The organism is Undibacterium sp. Jales W-56 (assembly GCF_025548535.1).
Taxonomy (GTDB): domain Bacteria; phylum Pseudomonadota; class Gammaproteobacteria; order Burkholderiales; family Burkholderiaceae_D; genus Undibacterium.
The window spans coordinates 196,237-214,262 of record NZ_JAJLQW010000006.1 but is presented as its reverse complement, the minus strand read 5'-3'; the positions used below and the strand labels follow the sequence as shown (position 1 = coordinate 214,262).

Here is an 18,026-nt window from a genome sequence, read left to right as displayed (position 1 = left end):
TCGCTGGCCTGCATGCAACTGAGCGACACGTAGATATGACGGTATATTGCCAATGACCTTATTCGTTTTTAGAACTTAATCCATGCGTTTTTCCGTTTATCAAGAAAGTCATATCGGTGGCCGCAAGGTCAACCAAGATCGCATGGGCTACAGCTTTACCCGCGATGTGATACTGCTGCTGCTGGCCGATGGCATGGGCGGCCATATCATGGGTGAAATGGCCGCCACCATTGCGATGCAAACGATAGGCAACCTGTTTCAGCAACAGGCGCATCCGATGATAGGCCGTCCTGAACGTTTTCTGGAGGACAGTTTTTTTGCCGCTCATCAGGAAATTCATCGTTATCGCGAATTGCATAATTTGCCGGAGACGCCGCGCACCACGGTCGTGGCATGCCTGATCCAGAACGGCCATGCATACTGGGCGCATTGCGGCGACTCCCGTTTGTACTGGATGCGTCAAGGACAGATCTTGTTGCGCACCAAGGATCATTCGCGTCTGGAGACCTTGATTGCACAAGGCAAGGTTGATCCATCGGAGCGGCACACGCACCCGGACCGGAATAAATTATTTAATTGTCTGGGTGCGCCAAATGCGCCGATTGTGGAATTGTCGCGCCGCGCCACATTGCAGGCGGGCGATTTATTATTTTTGTGCTCCGATGGCCTGTGGTCGGTGTTGCCGGACCATATGCTGGCGCAGCGATTGAACGATCATACGATAGTCCGCGCAGTTCCCGAACTGATCCGCTCGGCAGTCGATATCGCTGGCAAGCAGAGCGATAATGTCACTGCATTGGCGATGATGTGGGAGGGCGATGATAGACTTGAGGATCCTTCGATCATCTCTACCAACACCTTGCCGATAGGCTCGATTACCACCACGATACAAGCGCCTGCGCCGGGCGAGCAAGACAATGTTGAAGCAGATGCGTTCAACGAAGCTGAAATTGAAAAAGCCATTGCGGAGATTCGCAATGCCATTCATAAGTCATCCCGCATTACGACCAAACCTTAATTAATCCACTTATATGCCTCATTCTATTCGTCCAAGCGGACGTGCGCCGGATGCTTTGCGTCCCGTCGTGATCAGTCGCCATTTCACCAAGCATGCCGAGGGTTCGGTATTGATCGAGTTTGGCGACACCCGTGTGATTTGTACTGCCAGCATCGAAGATAAAGTCCCCGGTTTTTTGAAAGGCAAAGGGCAGGGGTGGCTGACTGCTGAATACGGTATGTTGCCGCGTTCTACCCATAGCCGTATGGACAGGGAAGCGGCGAAAGGCAAGCAATCCGGGCGCACCCAGGAGATACAGCGCCTGATTGGCCGCTCCCTGCGTGCAGCATTTGATCTGGAAGCCTTCGGTGAGCGTACTTTGCATATCGACTGCGATGTGATTCAGGCTGACGGCGGCACGCGTACTGCGGCGATTACCGGCGCCATGGTAGCGGCCCATGATGCTTTTTCCAAACTTGTCGAGCGTGGCGTCATTACTGCCGTACCAGTTAAACATTTTGTGGCGGCAATCTCGGTAGGCGTGTTTCAAGGCCTACCCGTATTGGACCTGGATTATCCTGAAGATTCTGCCTGCGATACCGATATGAATGTCGTCATGACAGAGCAGGGGCAATTTGTTGAGGTCCAGGGGACTGCCGAAGGCGTCGCTTTTGATCGCGCCACGATGAACCGCTTGCTGGACCTGGCCCAGGAAGGTATTGCCGATCTGATCGATTTGCAGAAACAGGTATTGGGATTGATGCAATCATGACTTCCGTAATTGCATCGGCCATCAGCGGACAAAAAATCGTGCTTGCCTCGAACAATCAAGGCAAGCTGAAAGAGTTTTTTCATGCACTTTCTCCGCTCGGTATTTCACTCCATGCGCAATCTGAATTTGCCGTGCCAGAAGCAGACGAACCTTACTTTACCTTCGTGGAAAACGCGCTGACTAAAGCCAGGCATGCGGCGAAATTGACAGGTTTACCTGCCCTGGCCGATGACTCGGGGATTTGCGTGAATGCCTTGCAAGGCGCTCCAGGGGTATTGTCCGCGCGCTTTGCCGGCGAACCGAAATCCGATGCGCGCAATAATCAGCATTTGATTCAACAGTTGGCCGGATCTGCGGATAAGTCCGCCTATTACTACTGCGTGTTGGTGTATGTGCGTTCAGAGCATGATCCGCAGCCGGTCATTGCGGATGGACTATGGCATGGCCAGATTATTGATCAGCCTAAAGGTGACAACGGTTTTGGCTATGACCCGCATTTCTGGATTCCGTCTTTGGGTAAGAGCGTCGCTGAATTGACGCCCGTACAAAAAAGCCAGCTGTCGCATCGCGGACAAGCCTTGCGCGCCTTGCTTGAAAAACTGGCGTGAGCAATCGAGAGCAATCAAAACTCAGCTTAGAAAAGTAATTAAGAAACTAAAATGATTCCAATCAAGCCGATTTCTTCGGTACCTGTATCGCAGAAAAAGGCGGAGTTATCCGCCGTGCCGCAAGACGTTGCCAGTCATTTCTTGGGTGCCGGGCAGTTTAACTTCAGTAGCCTGCCACCGCTGTCGCTATACATCCATTTTCCCTGGTGCGTCAAGAAATGTCCTTATTGCGATTTCAATTCGCACGAAGTAAAAACCAGCTTTGATGAGACTTTGTATCTGGATGCGGTACGCGCCGATCTGGAAGCCGCTTTGCCCCTGATCTGGGGGCGTAAGATTTACACCGTCTTCATCGGCGGCGGCACGCCTAGCCTGATGTCGGCAGCCGGGCTGGACCGCCTGATGTCGGATGTGCGGACCTTGCTGCCGATTGACGGCGCGGCTGAAATTACGCTGGAAGCGAATCCCGGTACCTTCGAGACTGAAAAATTCCGCTCATTCAGGGATAGCGGGATCAATCGTTTGTCGGTAGGCATACAGAGTTTTAATTCGCAACATCTGCAAGCACTCGGGCGCATCCATAACAGCGACGAGGCCAAGCGCGCGATTGACATCGCACAGCAATATTTTGAAAATTTCAATCTTGATCTGATGTTTGCATTGCCGGGGCAAACTTTAGAGCAAGCCAGGATCGATGTGGAGACAGCGATCGCTTACGCGCCACCGCATTTGTCCTTGTATCACCTGACACTGGAGCCGAATACCTACTTTGCCAAGTTTCCGCCGGCGATTCCCGATGATGACCTGAGTGCGGAGATGCAGGATTTGATCCAGTCCAATATGCTCGCTGCCGGCTATGGTAATTACGAAGTGTCCGCTTATGCTAAACCGGGTCGCGAGTCGCGCCATAATTTGAATTATTGGAATTTTGGCGACTATCTCGGAATCGGTGCCGGAGCGCATTCTAAATTGACGTTCCCGCATAAAGTGGTGCGGCAAATGCGCTACAAACAGCCGAAAACTTATATGGAAGAGAGTTTGCGCGGCGCGGCAGTCCAAGAGACTGTGGAAATTCAGCGACATGAAATGGGTTTTGAATTCATGCTGAATGCACTGCGTTTGAATCAGGGTTTTGCCGTCAATTTATTTCATGAACGCACTGGTATGTTGCTCAATGAGTTGGAAAAAGAACTGGCAATAGCAGAGCAAAAGGGCTTGCTTGCCAGAGATCATCAGACAATTCGTCCGACCGAATTAGGGCGACGGTTTTTGAACGACCTGCAAAGTTTGTTTTTAAAGGAAAATTTGTAAACAGAAGATGGTCAGGGGCGGCGATATATTTTTTAAGTCACTTAACACAATACTTAAAGTAAAACTTTAATTGATGTTGCAACTTTACAAGTTTCAACTTAGTATTTCGTGATGACTTAAAATAACTCGAAGAGTAAAAACCCGCCCATGACAAACGCGAATGGTTTTAAATTACCGCTTACCGCACTTCTTCCCATCGTCAATCATAAGCAGCAGCTTGCCGCGTTGAGCATGCATTTTGAGACGGACTCTGTCGCACAATCCCTGCAGTTATTACAGCAATTGAAGCAACTTGAGTTTTTCGATAAGTTGCCCGGCCTTTCCTTATTTATCTCTGTCGACAATCCAGTCGCCTTGCCTGCGGATGTTGCTGAGCGTATCGAATCATCCCAGGTAACTCTGTTGGTTCCTGATATTGCGTATGCAGATCAGGAAGTCCAAAGCAAACTCCAGCATCTGGCGAGCAAAGGCATACCTCTGGTCGTGGACGATTTCACCTCAAAGTCTGCGCCGGTCTGGGAAGGCGCCAGGGCGGTAGCAGTCGATTGCCGTAATGGCGTTCCTGTTGATGTCAAGCCATGCTTATCGAGTTTGCCAAACGGCCTGCACCTCGCAAAAAAGATTGCGACACCAGTGCAGTTGCACGAAGCGCTTGACGCAGGTTTCAACTTGTTTTCTGGCGATTATGCATTCAATCCGACGCCCAATGGTAAATCTAGTGATGCCGGCGCCAGAGCGCGCTTGCTGAAATTATTGGGACTGGTGTCGCGCGATGCGGAGTCGCGTGAGCTGGAGGAGTTGTTCAAACAGGACGGCAATTTATCCTTCATGCTGTTTAAACTGGTCAGTTCAGCCGCGTTTGCACAAACAGTCAAAGTAACGAGCTTCGGGCAAGCGATTAATTTGCTCGGGCGTCGACAACTACAGCGCTGGTTGCAACTGCTTTTGTACACCCGCCCGCAAGACAGCGGCGGTGCGTTGAATCCTCTCATGTTAAGAGCCGCATTCCGTGCCAGCCTGATGGAGGCCTTCTGCCAAAAAAACGGCGGTAATCGGGATGCGCAGGATTGTGCCTTCATGGTCGGCATGTTCTCTTTGCTGGATACCTTGTTTGGCAGTCCGCTCAGCGAAATATTGCAGCCTTTGAGTTTGCATGATGAGGTGCTGGCGGCTTTATTGCGCCATGAGGGGCAGCTTGGGCGGCAATTGGCGCTGGTTTCTTGTGCTGACCGCGATCATTACGGTGATGGGATGATTAACAGTGATCGCCTGAATGCAATTGGCATAGATGAGGTTGCATATTACGAGGCCTTGATCAAGGCTTATGTGTGGGTCAATCAGGTTTGTCAGGACATATAGATGAACCAGACCAAGGCGCTGACAGAATTCAATCTGGGTGCATCGCTCGGCGAGGCGGTCTTGTGCATGCAGGGCAGTCGCCTCGACCAGGAGTTGACTCGTATCGCCCAGACGGTAGTCAATTCTCCTGATGTCAGGTTTGTCCCGCAGCTTACGGCTGCGGTCAGCGCGGAGCATGAGCGGTGCCATGTATCGGCTGAAGCTTTTTATGTCCTGTCCGGTAAGCAAGGCATGTATTCGGAAACGGATCTGGCGAAACTGAGGATGCTGGCGCAACTTACGGGCAAACTATTAGCAGCCAGGACGCAGTTGGATCAGCGCTTCAAAGCATCAGCCGAGGCGCAGTTGCAGCAATCGCAAATTCTCGATCAGATCCATGAATCCGTAATTACTATGGATTTGGCGGGCTTCATCATCAGCTGGAATCGTGGAGCGGAAAATCTTTTTGGTTATAGCGCAAACGAGGCGATTGGCCGAAATATTCTGTTTCTTTACGATGAGGAAGAGGCCGACGGTTTGCGCCTATTTGACTCGTTTTTGGAAAACGGCGGACGTGAGATGGAAGTGCGCCGCCGCAAAAAATCGGGTGAAGTATTTTGGGCGAGCCTGAGTCTGTCGCCTTTATGCGACTCCCATGCGCAGCCGATAGGTATGATCGGTTACCTCAGCGATATTACCGAACGCAAGCGTGCCGAAGAACAGATCAATCATCTCGCTTATTACGATCTGCTGACGGACCTGCCTAACCGTACTTTATTTAAAAAATTAGTCGATAAAGCGCTGCTGCAATCGCAGCGGAATAATTCGATAGGATCGCTGTTATTTATTGACTTGAATCGCTTTAAACCGATTAACGATACGCTGGGTCACGCGATTGGCGATCTCTTGCTTAAGCAGGTGGCTGAGCGTTTTCGTCTGGCGTTGCGTGAAAACGATGTGATTGCGCGTTTGGGCAGTGATGAGTTCGCCATTGGCTTGCTCGATATTCCCCAGGATATTCATGCCGGACTGGTTGCGCAGAAATTATTGACGACCCTGGATCAAGCGTTCTGGGTTGAGGGACATGAATTGCGCATAGGCGCGAGTATCGGTATCAGCATCTATCCGCAAGATGGCATGGAGGCGGATCAGCTTTTGCAAAAATCGGATATCGCGATGTTCAAGGCCAAGCGCAATGTCGAACGTGCCAGCGGCAGTTATGCGTTTTACGATAATGAGATGAACCGCACCATCGCTGGTCGTTTGTATCTGGAGTCGGGTTTGCGGCGCGCCTTGCAGCATGCCGAGTTCTCCCTGCTATATCAGCCTAAAGTGAATATAGTCACGGGTCAGATGATCGGTGTGGAAGCATTATTGCGCTGGAATCATCCTAAAAAGGGCATGATTTCGCCGGCAGAATTTATTCCTGTTGCGGAAGAGACGGGGTTGATCCTGCAGATCGATGCCTGGGTTCTTGAGACGGCGTGCGAGCAGGCCAGGCAATGGCAAGAGATGGGAATTGCGCCGTTCAGGATCGCCGTTAATGTATCCGCCAAAGAATTCACTTCGACCCTGCCAAGCAGAGTTTACGAGGCGCTGGCGCAATATCAAATATCTCCGGCATGGATAGAGTTAGAAATTACCGAGAGCATGCTGATGCACAGTGCAGAAAGCGTCATCACGATCATGGATGAAATCGCCGCTCTGGGCGTGACCTTGTCTCTGGATGATTTCGGTACCGGTTACTCCAGTTTGTCCTACCTGAAACGCTTCCCTATCAAAACACTCAAAATCGACCGCTCGTTTATCCAGGGCGTACCCAGCGATACCGACGATTGCTCGATCGCCGGAGCGATTATCAGCATGGCGAAGAAATTACGTCATAAGGTCATCGCGGAAGGGGTGGAAAATTGGGAGCAGTTTGCGTTTTTAAAAGACGCAGGCTGTGATGAAATACAGGGTTATTTATTTTCCCGGCCCGTGAGTTCGGATCAGATCACCGAGATGTTTGCCAGGGATTTTCATTTTTCTGTTTGAGGGGATTTAAAATAAATGCCGCAAACCTGGAGAGTATTGCTATAATAACGGGCTTGGAAGGTTAGTGCCGTTCGTAAGCGCGCTAGCCTGAAAATTGATAGTAAGTACGGAAGTGTGGCCGAGTGGTTGAAGGCACCAGTCTTGAAAACTGGCGAGGGTGTGAGCCCTTCGTGAGTTCGAATCTCACCGCTTCCGCCAATGGATCGTTTCTTGCCATTTCATAACGTCCCATTTTGGTCTGAATCACAGATCCTCCCTCTGATATTCGGGCCCACACTGTTGCTTGTGGTCCGTTGCCATCCCACGAAATTGTTGGTATAAATGTTGGTACTGAATTTGTGCCTACTTCGCCGTATACCAACAGACCGGGGCGGCGCGAACACATACCAACATGCCGCTGACCGACATCAAATGCCGCCAGGCCAGGCCGGGGGAAAAGCTCATCAAGCTTTCCGACGGCGTTGGCTTGCAGCTCCATATTTCCCCAAAGGGGTCCAAACTGTGGCGCGGCGCCTATCGCTTTGACGGGAAACCCAAGACCTTTTCCATCGGGGCCTATCCTGGCGTGAGCCTGCAGGATGCCAGAGAAGTGTGGCGCAAAGCCAAAGCGCAGCTTGAAGCGGGCAAGGATCCGACTGTCGAACGACGCATTGGTAAGTTGCTGGCGGCATCGGCCAATGGCAGGACGTTTGAGCAGATTGCGATCGAGTGGCGAGCGACGAAATATCCGAGCGCATCCAAGACCGGCGACGATGCATTGCACCGGGTTGCGATGAACATTTTTCCGGATCTGGGCGGGCTGCCCGTTGCATCGATCAATCCTCCGATGGTGCTGGCATCGTTGCGCCGGATCGAGGCGCGCGGATCGTTGGACATGACCAAGCGTGTTCAGCGACTGGTTGTCAGAATATTCAACTATGCAGTCGCCTCTGGTCTGCGCATGGACAACCCCGCGGCGCCTGTCAAGGAAGCACTCAAGGGACATACGGCCGGACACTTTGCGGCTATTGAAGTCGAAGAGTTTCCCCAGTTTCTGGCCGACTTGGCGGTGGCCGAGCCTGAAATGGAAATCAAGACTCGCGTGGCGACGCGACTGGCGATGCACACATTTGTCCGAACGGAGGAAATTGTTGGCGCACCATGGAGCGAAATCGACCTGGACAAGGCGGTATGGATCATTCCGGCGGCACGCATGAAGATGAGACGCGATCACATCGTGCCCTTGTCGCGCCAGGTAGTGGCGTTGTTCCGCTTGATGGCACCGATTACCGGCGGCCGGCCATTCATCTTCCCGCACCGCTCGAAAGGACGGCAGCACATGGATAACAACACGATCCTCCGCGCGCTCGGGCGCATGGGTTACAAGGGGAGGATGACTGGCCATGGATTCCGATCCCTGGCCATGTCTGCAATAACCCAGCAACTCGGCTATGACGAGAAGATCGTCGATCTGCAACTCGCGCATGTCAAGAAAGACAAGGTGGACCAAGCCTACGATCGTGCGAAGTGGTTGAAAGAGCGCACACGCATGATGCAGGATTGGTCGGATTACATTGATGCTATCGCAACATCAGGTCAGTTGTAAGGATAACCGGGTTCTGGACCTGAATGCGTGCTGCGGGTGATCGTTGTCCCACAACGCCATTTAGCCAGCAGCCAACCTTGCTCGCAGGCAGCGGGACTTCTCTCGAAACGCGCGCATTGGCGCCTGAAGAAATCTTTGGGGAGATAAGCAAGCGACATTGCTATAATGCAATCACCTCGGCCCGCGTGCATTTCGCCCCGGCCACGATAGGGAGTGCAGATGAGTCAGTACCTGTTGAGCTTTGCCAAGGAGAACTTGGTCGGAAAGTCGGACGCCTATCTCGCACTACTTTGGTGTATGTACAAGGGGAGGCAGGACAAAGGCCGGTATTCTGATCACATCAAACTTCACCTGACCTCCGCCGACAACGAGCTGTTAACGACCAACTATCAGCGCATCGCCGAGCGCTTCAAAAAAATTCTGGATGCCCGGCAAGAGCTTGACTGGGTCACCCCTTCTGGACTCAGGCCTTTGGCCACGCTGCAGGTGAAAAATTTCCGTGGCTCCGGCGCATTTGGCCCCGAAGACAAAGGGACGCTGCTGCGGTTTAGTAAGATCAAGAACATCTTTTACGCACCCAACGGCGGTGGCAAGTCGTCTTTATGCGAAGCGTTGGAGTACGCCACCACCGGCCACATCAAGGAGGCCGGCCGGCGTAAGACCAAGGTCAAGCAATACATCGTGAGGGGCGCAGGCAAGGTCGAGCTGAACTTGATGGGCACGGACCGCAACCGTGTACCTGCCAGCCTGACCTGGTCAAGTTGCTTCATCGATCGAAACCGTCTGCAGGAATTTTCTTTGCTCGGTTCAAAGGACACCGGTAGCGCCGAGAGCGATGTGATCGCTACCTTGTTTGGGTTGGAAGAATTTCAGGAGGTGATTTCACGGTTCGTGAAGCCCGAGAACTTCAACCTCACATCGCATCGGCGGCCAAGCCAAGGCGAGGCACTGCGCACCCTAGAGGCCACCAGAGCGGAGCTCCACGAACATCGGCGCCGCCACCACCATAAGATTTCTGTCCTCAACGAGGACGTGTGTACTCGCCTGGGCCTGCGGGTTGACCAACAATTTGCCGTGCGCGCCAGGCACGCGCGTTTGCCAAGCCTGGCGGAATTCAAACTCCGCAAGGCAGAAAGACTGAAGGTCGCGGAAGTGCCGTTTGCTGCGACGATGAAGCACATCCTCGGTGGCGCGCGGATTGCGTGTCGCTTGCTTGCGCGAAAATCCAAGATCGACGCAGCCTTCTTGAAGAACGTGATGGCCGTCAATTATCGCGCCGTCTATGAGGCCCTGCAGGCGATCGAGAACGCGGGGGCAAGCGAACACTGTCCGGCCTGTTCGACGCCATTGGCTCGTGTGGTCGAAAATCCGTTTTATAAGGCTCGGCGCGAGCTCGCAACATTGGGCGTGCTCGACCAACTCAAGACATCACAGCAGCGCGTCGAGGAGCGCATTTCTCAGTTGGCCTTGGCCATCGGCACTACCATCACGGCGGTCGACAGCAATGCGCGCCTTGGCATACCGTGTGCACTGACGTTGGAGTCCCTTCGAGCCAGCCTGACGAATTTCCATTCCGCGACAGACAGGGCGGGGGCAGCGACGCAGGTTCTCACCACGTTGACCGAACTGCTGGCTGATGATGAGGCAGGGGTCGTGGCTTACTTCGACGTCTGCAAAAAGAAGCAAAACGAGATAGCGCAGGTGGATGTCCAGGTGAAGCGCCTCGAGCAAGAAGCCGAACAACTCAAGCAAGCGGCCGAGGTCCTCAGAGGGCTCTTCGACGAAAAGAAGGCACTACTGGCCGCATTAAAAGAAATTGGTAGACAGCTCGCCGAGCTAACGCGCCAGCGCGCCGGCCTGCAAGGTAACGATGCCGACAATACGCGGCTCAATGCGCTCATTGACCAGTTGCAGGTGGAGTATGGAAATCTCTATCGCGATTTGTTGGGGTATAAGTTTTCCCTGGAAAAAGCGCGTATCGCCGGCATCGAAGGCAAGGCGGCCGAATACTATAAGGCGATCAATCATCATGACGATGACCATGAACGCATCGATGTGCTAAGTTTCGAGAAAACGGGTGAAACCTATCGCATCACGATTTTGAATGCTGATGGCAGTTCACTGGACGCCTTCTCAGTCCTGAGTGAGGGACACTTGCGGGCACTGGGGCTTTCCTTGCTGTTGGCGATGGCAGAGAAGAACAAATTTCCGCTGATCGTATTTGACGATGTCGTCAATGCGATCGACAGCGACCACCGCTCCAATATCATCGACCTGTTTTTTGCTGATCCGTACTTGCGTCGGACGCAGATGATTGTCACGACGCATGATCGCTTATTCTGGGAGCGATTCTGCATCATCGCCGATCGACATCCGCAGTCTGACCAGCACAGCAGCTGCGTTCTCAGTTACACGAACCAAGGCATCGTCATGGTTGACCATGCGGGTGGGTTCCAAGAAAAAGTCCATCGCGCCCTGGGCGTGTATGACATTCGACAGGCCTTGATGTATTGCCGCATCTGGTTCGAGTCAATGGTCTTGGAGTATTGCTTGGACAACGCGGTTTCTGTTACTGCGCAGTTCAAGAAATCTGCGCTGAAAAAAAGCATTTACCTTCAGCTAAGTCTTGAAAAAACCTTCGCGTTGGTGGAGCCACATATTGCCTATGACCGCGAGCACTTTGACTTCATCAAACAAGATTTGGTGAACTGGGGTGGCCAAAACCAGGAGCACCATGCTTTTGACGAAGGAAGCCTGAATTTTGTTCATTCTAAAACGAGCAAGGAAGTCGTCAGGATTTACGATGCGATTCGCCTTTTTGAATGCCAGCTCTTCACGCAAAAGAAGCAACTCTCCTGCAATAACTTGCTCGTGGATTTAGCTCAGAAAATTGCGGCCTGCGCGGCCAAGATCGCGCAATTGGATAAAGCGCCAGTCGCGGTCCAGCAGTCCCAGGAGCAACGCTTGGCAGTACTTCAAAAGCGTGAGGAGGAGGTCAACCAGGAACTGGCTTATGTCAGGGATTGCCTGGCCGCGCAAGCCGCACAGGGCGGCATTGCCTGACCCCTGCAACGTGGCCGCGCCTTTCGGCGACAGACTATGCAGGTCGCTGGCGACGTCGTAACGAACGGGTTTTGTTATCAGCGTGCGCAGTGATCGCGTATTTTTCTCGAAAGACACCTTCATAGTCGACGCCATCGCAAATGCATCGGCTTCCAACCTTTTGTTCGTTGCGGCTAAATTACGGCTGGACGGGAATTGCGATGCTACTTGAATATTACTTGAGATAGGTCGACGGTTAGGAAGGCGATCTCGACACCACACTTTCGTGCAGCGAACTCTTTGGGCATATAAGCCCACTCAGGCTCGGTGCTGTCCCCATGCGCACGGTGGCCGGCGGTGTTGACGGCAGTGAGCCGGGTCTACATGGGAAGACATGCCGCCGAATGTTACATTCGCCCGGCCCCGGATCTCGCTAACTGGACGTGAACCACTGTGTAAGGCGCTCCAAAAACCCTGGTTTCCGCACCGGCGGAGAATTTATTGGCGTCACCTGTTTCTCGCCAGCCCGTGCGAAGTATTCTTGTTTTGCAGCTCGATCCAGTCGACGGCCATGCTCTATCTCGGCTGCACTCATGTCTCCCGCCCATACCACTCGATTATCTCGAATCCAATAGTGCGACCTACACGGAAAACTCCAGTTGCCAATTGAAGGGCGTAGCGAGACGCCTCCAGTCGAAACGGATAGGGACCACTCTGTGGGCTTCAGCGGCGTGACCACCTTTTGACCACAGCCGCAGCAACATTTGTGAACCGCCGTGCCGTATTTCTTCGAGATGTACAGGACTCCTTCCTCGATTACCTTCGGCATCAGATTCACATATTCAGGCCTCAGTTCACTGGCCTTCATGCTTTCTCATCCTTCGTAATCATATGCGTGTTAATGGCGTACACCGATTCGTGTTCCTGCATCCGGTCATCATAAATTCCGAAGTATTTCTTCCAGCGAATGACGGCCATGATGGCATTTAGGGCATTCAGTTCAGTCACCTGAATGTTCATGCCGTAGTCGTTATCAACCATGGAATCGTCTGTTGGCACGCGGCGCGCGAAGTGATCATGCTTCTTCGGCGAGCACAGAGTAGTCCTGACTTGACCAACCAATGTCGAGGCGTCTTTGGTCATCTGGATGTGCATGCCGACATCAATAAATGCCACGCCACGCGGAATCAGGACATTCGCGATGAGTTCTCGGACCGCCCCCTTGTCAACGCAGATGAAGACGAAGTCGAATTCTGCCAATTGCTCGACATTTTCTTCCGTGATGTATTCGGCATGAGGCACAACCCCACGACGCATGCTGCTGTAAATGCGCGAATAGCGTAGTGATTTAGACTCAGGCGACTGCAGCTCTGCAATCGAAGTGGCGCCAGGTGCCCGGTATGCGTTGTGCGAGTAATAGGCATCGCCATCAAACAGATGGATTTCGCGTACGTGCGTTTTGACAACCTGATCCAAGATGAACGACCCCGTGCCTCCGAGGCCAACAATAGCGATTCGCAAATGAGAAAGTTTGCCAGCGAGCGCGCCGATACCTGCACGGGTTGACGCCGTATCCGCAAAAAGGAATACGGAGTCGTCCGTTGTCAAGATCGGCTTATGCAGCTTCGCTGTAGCTTGCGGATCGACATGCTGTGCTGGCGCCGAAATAACATTGACGTAATGCGACATTTTCGCGTGATAGTCTGGGTAGATACCCGTTATCGGTGGCTTCGTCGAAAAGCCGTGGTCAGTAACAATACCGTCACCCATATCGTTACGGCCACTCGAATGCACAATGCCTGAAATCGGCAATCCGTCCACCGTGCAGGGATGCTCACCGATGAACCATGCCTGATGATTTGCCGGAGCATTTGTCAGACCGTCCTCCTTGAGGAAAATCGGACAGACCAAGGTGCCACGCAAAACTGTTCGTTGAGCATTGAGGTAAGGAACATCGTGCACCAACAGATGCAGCCCTGTCTTGTGCACAATTTCCACGGAAAATCCGTCATCCTGCAATCGCAGGAGGTCGGAATTACGACTTATCAGATCGGCCAACATTGAACACCATTCCTTTCTTCACTTTGATAGCGTCGCCGTCCACCATGGAGCCTTCAGGGCCATGCGGATCGGAGTAGGTCACAGTCCAGGCGACGTTCTCACCGAACTGGCCGTCTGGAAACGCGAGTAAGCACAACTCACGAAACGTCAGCTCTTTCTGCCTAATTTCGAAGGGTTCCGCGTTGATAACAATCTCAAAGGGCTGGCCGTGATCCGCGCGTGCCGCAGTGTGTTCATTGGGAGGAGCTGGTTGATTCATTGTCGTCTTTCATCTACAGATGGAGGCCAGAACTGGCCGATGAGTGAACTGTATCAGGATATTCATTATGTGGCAATAATTTTTATCACGTCGTATTTTATTTGTGTAAGACTCAACTAATGTATAATCGCGAGCTAACTTGGGGGAGTTGTTTATGGAATTACAGCGCGATACGCAGCGGGAGCGTCTGTTTTACATTGATTTTTTGGCATTTTTTGTTGGCCAAGTTGCACGCAAGGACTTGGTGACCCGATTCGGCATCAGTGAGCCCGCCGCGACAAAGGACTTGTCCCTTTATGCGGAGATGGCCCCCACCATGTTGGAATATGACCTACGGCAGCGCTGCTATGTCTATTGCGGCGGAACTCCGCACTTCACGCATGATGTTGACCAATCGCTGTATTCCCTGTCAGGGGAACGCGCAATTGCGCTCAACCCGGAGCATGCCAAGCGGCTGTCGAGCAGCGTGCAGGCTTCAATAAAGAGGAAAGTGCCGGTGACCCTTGTCGCTGCGCTCACCCGTGCGATGTACCAACACAAGCAAATTTCAGCAACTTACGCGTCACTTGAAAGCGGTGCGGGTGAACGCACCCTGTCGCCAGCAGCGTTGGTTCATGACGGTCTGCGTTGGCACATCCGTTGTTTCAACCACGCGAAGGGAAGATTCACGGATTTCAACCTCGCACGTTTCCACGCGGTCGCCGAGAGTGGCCCTTCAGAAAAGACGATAGACCAAGATCCCGAGTGGACCAAGGAAGTAGCAGTTATCCTTGGGCCGCATCCAAAAGCAGAACATCCAGAAACTATTCGCTTCGACTATGACATGGAAGGCAACACCAAAATCGTTGCCATGAGATTCTGTCTGGTGTCGTACTTCTTACGACATTGGCATATAGACACGACACCGACTGGCACGAAGAACCCGAAAGAACATCAACTATTCCTTCTGAATCGACAGGAGCTAATTGATCAAGAAATCGCGGGTTGGGTATTCGACGCTGACGTAGCTAAAGAAGCGTCGCTCACCTCTCCCCTTGAATAAGCGAAGATGCGTCGCTCGACCACAGTATTAAAGAAGAACAGTACCGCCTTTGTCTCCGCGAGCCGCTGGCCTTGTATGGCGTCGAAAACGTAAAGATCGCGCCGGGGTACCAGTCACCGCTCCGCGCTTTGAAGAAATAACAATCAACGAATTGAAACAGGAACCAAACTATGACCAGCGCCCAACAACGCGCCGCACTGCAACGCCAAATCTGGGCAATCGCCAACGATGTTCGTGGTGCAGTAGATGGCTGGGACTTCAAGCAATACGTGCTCGGCACCCTGTTCTATCGCTTTATCAGCGAAAACTTTGCCAGCTACATCGAAGGCGGTGACGACAGCATCCACTACGCCGAGCTGTCCGACAGCGTGATCACCCCCGACATCAAAGATGATGCCGTCAAGACCAAGGGTTATTTCATCTATCCCAGCCAGCTGTTCGCGACGGTAGCCGCCAGCGCCAATACCAACGAAAACCTAAATACCGAACTGGCTGCTATCTTTGCCGCCATTGAAGGCTCCGCCAATGGCTACCCCTCTGAGCGCGACATCAAAGGTCTGTTTGCCGACTTCGATACCACCAGTAATCGCCTTGGAAATACGGTGAAAGATAAAAATGCGCGTTTGGCCGACGTGCTCAAAGGCGTAGCCAAGCTGGAATTTGGTGATTTTGAAGGCAGCCACATCGATCTGTTTGGCGACGCCTACGAGTTCCTCATCTCCAACTACGCCGCCAATGCCGGTAAATCTGGTGGCGAATTTTTCACGCCGCAGCATGTCTCCAAGCTGATTGCCCAGTTGGCCATGCACAAACAAACCAGCGTCAACAAGATTTATGACCCAGCATGTGGTTCCGGCTCTCTGCTGCTGCAAGCCAAAAAGCATTTTGACGCCCACATCATTGAAGAAGGTTTTTTTGGTCAGGAACTCAACCACACCACCTACAACCTGGCGCGGATGAACATGTTCTTGCACAACATCAACTACGACAAGTTCAACATCCAACTGGGCGACACGCTCCGTAATCCGCATTTTGGCGATGACAAACCCTTCGATGCCATTGTCTCCAATCCGCCTTATTCGGTGAAATGGATAGGCAGCGACGACCCCACACTGATCAACGACGAACGCTTTGCTCCGGCGGGTGTGCTCGCGCCCAAGTCCAAGGCCGATTTTGCCTTTGTGCTGCATGCGCTGAGCTACCTCTCCAGCAAAGGCCGCGCGGCCATTGTCTGCTTCCCCGGCATTTTTTACCGCAGCGGGGCCGAGCAAAAAATCCGCCAATATTTAATGGATAACAACTACGTCGAAACCGTGATTTCGCTCGCACCCAATTTGTTTTTCGGCACCACCATTGCGGTGAACATTCTTGTGCTGTCCAAACACAAAAACGACACCAAAACCCAGTTCATTGATGCCAGCGGCCTGTTTAAAAAAGAAACCAACAACAACACGCTGACCGGCAAGCACATTGAAGAGATCATGCAGGCGTTTGATAGCAAAGCCGATGTTGAACACTTTGCCAAGTCGGTGAGCCTTGGCGCCATCGCCGCCAACGATTACAACCTGTCGGTCAGCAGTTATATCGAAGCCAAGGACAACCGCGAAGTGGTAGATATAGTTAAACTGAATGCCGAGCTGAAAACCACTGTCGCCAAGATCGACAAACTGCGCACGGAGATTGATGCCATTATGGCGGAGATTGAAGGCGAGGAGCTGGAGGCATGAACAGTGTGAACTTTATGGAAAAGCTGCTGGATGGAGTTGCGGTGGAGTGGAAGAGGCTGGGGGATGTGGCGGAATACTCACCGACTCGAATCGATGCTGCTGAACTTGATGCTACCTCGTTCGTGGGAGTTGACAATCTTGTTGCCGCCAAAGGTGGACGTGTTGACGCCAACTATTTGCCGAACACTGACCGTTTGACGGCATATGAGCAAGGAGACATCCTTCTTGGCAATATTCGCCCATACCTCAAGAAAGTGTGGCATGCGACCAACTCAGGTGGCTGTAGTGGTGATGTGCTTGCCGTGCGCATACTAAGTAAGTTCAAAAAAACAGTTGACTCAGATTTTCTCTACTATCTGTTGTCATCGGATGAGTTCTTCTCGTACAACATGCAGCATGCCAAAGGGGCAAAAATGCCTCGTGGAGATAGAACAAAAATATTGGATTACAGCATCCCCATCCCGTGCCCAGAAAATCCAGAAAAATCGCTTGAGATCCAAACCGAAATCGTCCGAATTTTGGACGCATTTACCGAGCTTACCGCCGAGCTTACCGCCGAGCTTACCGCCGAGCTTACCGCCCGCAAAAAACAATACAACTACTATCGCGACCAGTTGTTGAGTTTTGAAGAAGGGGAAGTGGAGTGGAAGGCGTTGGGGGAGATTGGAGAATTTAATCGTGGGCGGCGATTCACTAAAGCCGACTACGTTGAGGATGGCATCGGCTGTATCCATTACGGTGATATCTATACACAGTACGGAACCACAGCGAAGGAGGTGAAAACGCATGTTCGATCTGACATGAGCGGCACCTTGCGCTACGCAAAGCACGGTGATGTGGTCATAACCGACGTCGGTGAAACGGTTGAGGACGTTGGCAAGCCAGTGGCATGGCTTGGAATCGATGATGTTGCGATCCACGACCATTGCTACGCCTTTCGCCATTCAATGAATCCAACGTTTGTTTCTTATTGCATGCAAACAACTTCGTTCATCGCAGAGAAGGCGAAGTATGTGGCCCGCACCAAGGTCAACACCCTGTTGATGAAGGGGTTCGCAAAGATACGCATCCCTGTTCCTTCGCCAGAGGAACAAGTCCGCATCGCCGCCATCTTGGACAAATTCGACGAGCTAACCAATTCCATCAGCGAAGGCTTGCCGCGCGAAATTGCATTGCGCGAGAAGCAGTACGCCTATTATCGCGATTTACTGTTGAGCTTTCCGAATCCGGAAGAGGTAGCGACGTAA

General features: G+C 52.3%; 14 protein-coding genes and 1 tRNA gene. 12 read left to right on the top strand and 3 right to left on the bottom strand.

Annotated elements, in window-relative coordinates; translation table 11 throughout:
• The first annotated feature begins 82 nt into the window (after positions 1–82).
• The 9 genes from LPB67_RS16505 to LPB67_RS16465 all read left to right on the top strand — a co-directional run bounded on the left by LPB67_RS16505 (position 83) and on the right by LPB67_RS16465 (position 11,711).
• On the top strand, positions 83–1,018 hold the full coding sequence (locus LPB67_RS16505; protein WP_262838386.1) for a PP2C family protein-serine/threonine phosphatase: 936 nt from the start codon (positions 83–85) through the stop codon (positions 1,016–1,018).
• Positions 1,019–1,031: 13 nt separating this feature from the next.
• Positions 1,032–1,769, top strand: coding sequence for a ribonuclease PH (gene rph, locus LPB67_RS16500; RefSeq protein ID WP_316685254.1), 738 nt, complete (start codon positions 1,032–1,034; stop codon positions 1,767–1,769).
• Positions 1,766–2,377 carry an RdgB/HAM1 family non-canonical purine NTP pyrophosphatase gene (rdgB, locus tag LPB67_RS16495; RefSeq protein ID WP_262838385.1) on the top strand — a complete coding sequence of 204 codons (612 nt, stop codon included), beginning with the start codon at positions 1,766–1,768 and terminating at the stop codon, positions 2,375–2,377. The genes rph and rdgB overlap by 4 nt, the downstream gene beginning before the upstream one ends.
• 51 nt (positions 2,378–2,428) lie before the next feature.
• Complete coding sequence (gene hemW, locus LPB67_RS16490) at positions 2,429–3,688, top strand: radical SAM family heme chaperone HemW (RefSeq protein WP_262838384.1); 1,260 nt, start codon at positions 2,429–2,431, stop codon at positions 3,686–3,688.
• Between the two features lie 147 nt (positions 3,689–3,835).
• Positions 3,836–5,047, top strand: a complete 1,212-nt coding sequence (locus LPB67_RS16485; protein ID WP_262838383.1) for an EAL and HDOD domain-containing protein — start codon at positions 3,836–3,838, stop codon at positions 5,045–5,047.
• Entirely contained in the window at positions 5,048–7,063 is a 2,016-nt protein-coding gene (locus LPB67_RS16480; protein WP_262838382.1) for a putative bifunctional diguanylate cyclase/phosphodiesterase, read from the top strand.
• A 108-nt stretch (positions 7,064–7,171) separates the two neighbouring features.
• Positions 7,172–7,261 (top strand) — tRNA-Ser (locus LPB67_RS16475).
• Between the two features lie 193 nt (positions 7,262–7,454).
• A complete protein-coding gene (locus tag LPB67_RS16470; protein ID WP_262838381.1) occupies positions 7,455–8,648 on the top strand; it encodes a tyrosine-type recombinase/integrase in 1,194 nt (397 codons plus the stop codon).
• A 219-nt stretch (positions 8,649–8,867) separates the two neighbouring features.
• Positions 8,868–11,711 (top strand): AAA family ATPase, encoded by a 2,844-nt coding sequence (locus LPB67_RS16465; RefSeq protein ID WP_262838380.1) that lies wholly within the window; start codon positions 8,868–8,870, stop codon positions 11,709–11,711.
• A gap of 412 nt (positions 11,712–12,123) precedes the next feature.
• Here LPB67_RS16465 and LPB67_RS19210 read toward each other — a convergent pair whose 3' ends face one another.
• From LPB67_RS19210 to LPB67_RS16455, 3 genes are read right to left on the bottom strand one after another with little or no spacing between them, the layout of a single operon-like run.
• Positions 12,124–12,519, bottom strand: coding sequence for a DUF6527 family protein (locus LPB67_RS19210; RefSeq protein ID WP_410482757.1), 396 nt, complete (start codon positions 12,517–12,519; stop codon positions 12,124–12,126).
• Positions 12,520–12,554: 35 nt separating this feature from the next.
• A complete protein-coding gene (locus LPB67_RS16460; RefSeq protein ID WP_262838379.1) occupies positions 12,555–13,751 on the bottom strand; it encodes a ThiF family adenylyltransferase in 1,197 nt (398 codons plus the stop codon).
• Positions 13,726–14,010, bottom strand: coding sequence for a multiubiquitin domain-containing protein (locus LPB67_RS16455; RefSeq protein ID WP_262838378.1), 285 nt, complete (start codon positions 14,008–14,010; stop codon positions 13,726–13,728). Before LPB67_RS16455 ends, LPB67_RS16460 begins: the two co-directional genes overlap by 26 nt.
• Before the next feature lie 154 nt (positions 14,011–14,164).
• Between LPB67_RS16455 and LPB67_RS16450 the strand changes: the two genes are divergently transcribed.
• From LPB67_RS16450 to LPB67_RS16440, 3 genes are all read left to right on the top strand, one after another.
• A complete protein-coding gene (locus LPB67_RS16450) occupies positions 14,165–15,052 on the top strand; it encodes a WYL domain-containing protein (protein WP_262838377.1) in 888 nt (295 codons plus the stop codon).
• Positions 15,053–15,222: 170 nt separating this feature from the next.
• A complete protein-coding gene (locus LPB67_RS16445; RefSeq protein ID WP_262838376.1) occupies positions 15,223–16,779 on the top strand; it encodes a type I restriction-modification system subunit M in 1,557 nt (518 codons plus the stop codon).
• On the top strand, positions 16,776–18,026 hold the full coding sequence (locus LPB67_RS16440) for a restriction endonuclease subunit S (RefSeq protein ID WP_262838375.1): 1,251 nt from the start codon (positions 16,776–16,778) through the stop codon (positions 18,024–18,026). The genes LPB67_RS16445 and LPB67_RS16440 overlap by 4 nt, the downstream gene beginning before the upstream one ends.

Bases quoted from the DNA above. Each gene is read 5' to 3' on its own strand.
- LPB67_RS16505 (WP_262838386.1), top strand. From the start codon at position 83: ATGCGTTTTTCCGTTTATCAAGAAAGTCATATCGGTGGCCGCAAGGTC.
- rph (WP_316685254.1), top strand. From the start codon at position 1,032: ATGCCTCATTCTATTCGTCCAAGCGGACGTGCGCCGGATGCTTTGCGT.
- rdgB (WP_262838385.1), top strand. From the start codon at position 1,766: ATGACTTCCGTAATTGCATCGGCCATCAGCGGACAAAAAATCGTGCTT.
- hemW (WP_262838384.1), top strand. From the start codon at position 2,429: ATGATTCCAATCAAGCCGATTTCTTCGGTACCTGTATCGCAGAAAAAG.
- LPB67_RS16485 (WP_262838383.1), top strand. From the start codon at position 3,836: ATGACAAACGCGAATGGTTTTAAATTACCGCTTACCGCACTTCTTCCC.
- LPB67_RS16480 (WP_262838382.1), top strand. From the start codon at position 5,048: ATGAACCAGACCAAGGCGCTGACAGAATTCAATCTGGGTGCATCGCTC.
- LPB67_RS16470 (WP_262838381.1), top strand. From the start codon at position 7,455: ATGCCGCTGACCGACATCAAATGCCGCCAGGCCAGGCCGGGGGAAAAG.
- LPB67_RS16465 (WP_262838380.1), top strand. From the start codon at position 8,868: ATGAGTCAGTACCTGTTGAGCTTTGCCAAGGAGAACTTGGTCGGAAAG.
- LPB67_RS19210 (WP_410482757.1), bottom strand. From the start codon at position 12,519: ATGCCGAAGGTAATCGAGGAAGGAGTCCTGTACATCTCGAAGAAATAC.
- LPB67_RS16460 (WP_262838379.1), bottom strand. From the start codon at position 13,751: ATGTTGGCCGATCTGATAAGTCGTAATTCCGACCTCCTGCGATTGCAG.
- LPB67_RS16455 (WP_262838378.1), bottom strand. From the start codon at position 14,010: ATGAATCAACCAGCTCCTCCCAATGAACACACTGCGGCACGCGCGGAT.
- LPB67_RS16450 (WP_262838377.1), top strand. From the start codon at position 14,165: ATGGAATTACAGCGCGATACGCAGCGGGAGCGTCTGTTTTACATTGAT.
- LPB67_RS16445 (WP_262838376.1), top strand. From the start codon at position 15,223: ATGACCAGCGCCCAACAACGCGCCGCACTGCAACGCCAAATCTGGGCA.
- LPB67_RS16440 (WP_262838375.1), top strand. From the start codon at position 16,776: ATGAACAGTGTGAACTTTATGGAAAAGCTGCTGGATGGAGTTGCGGTG.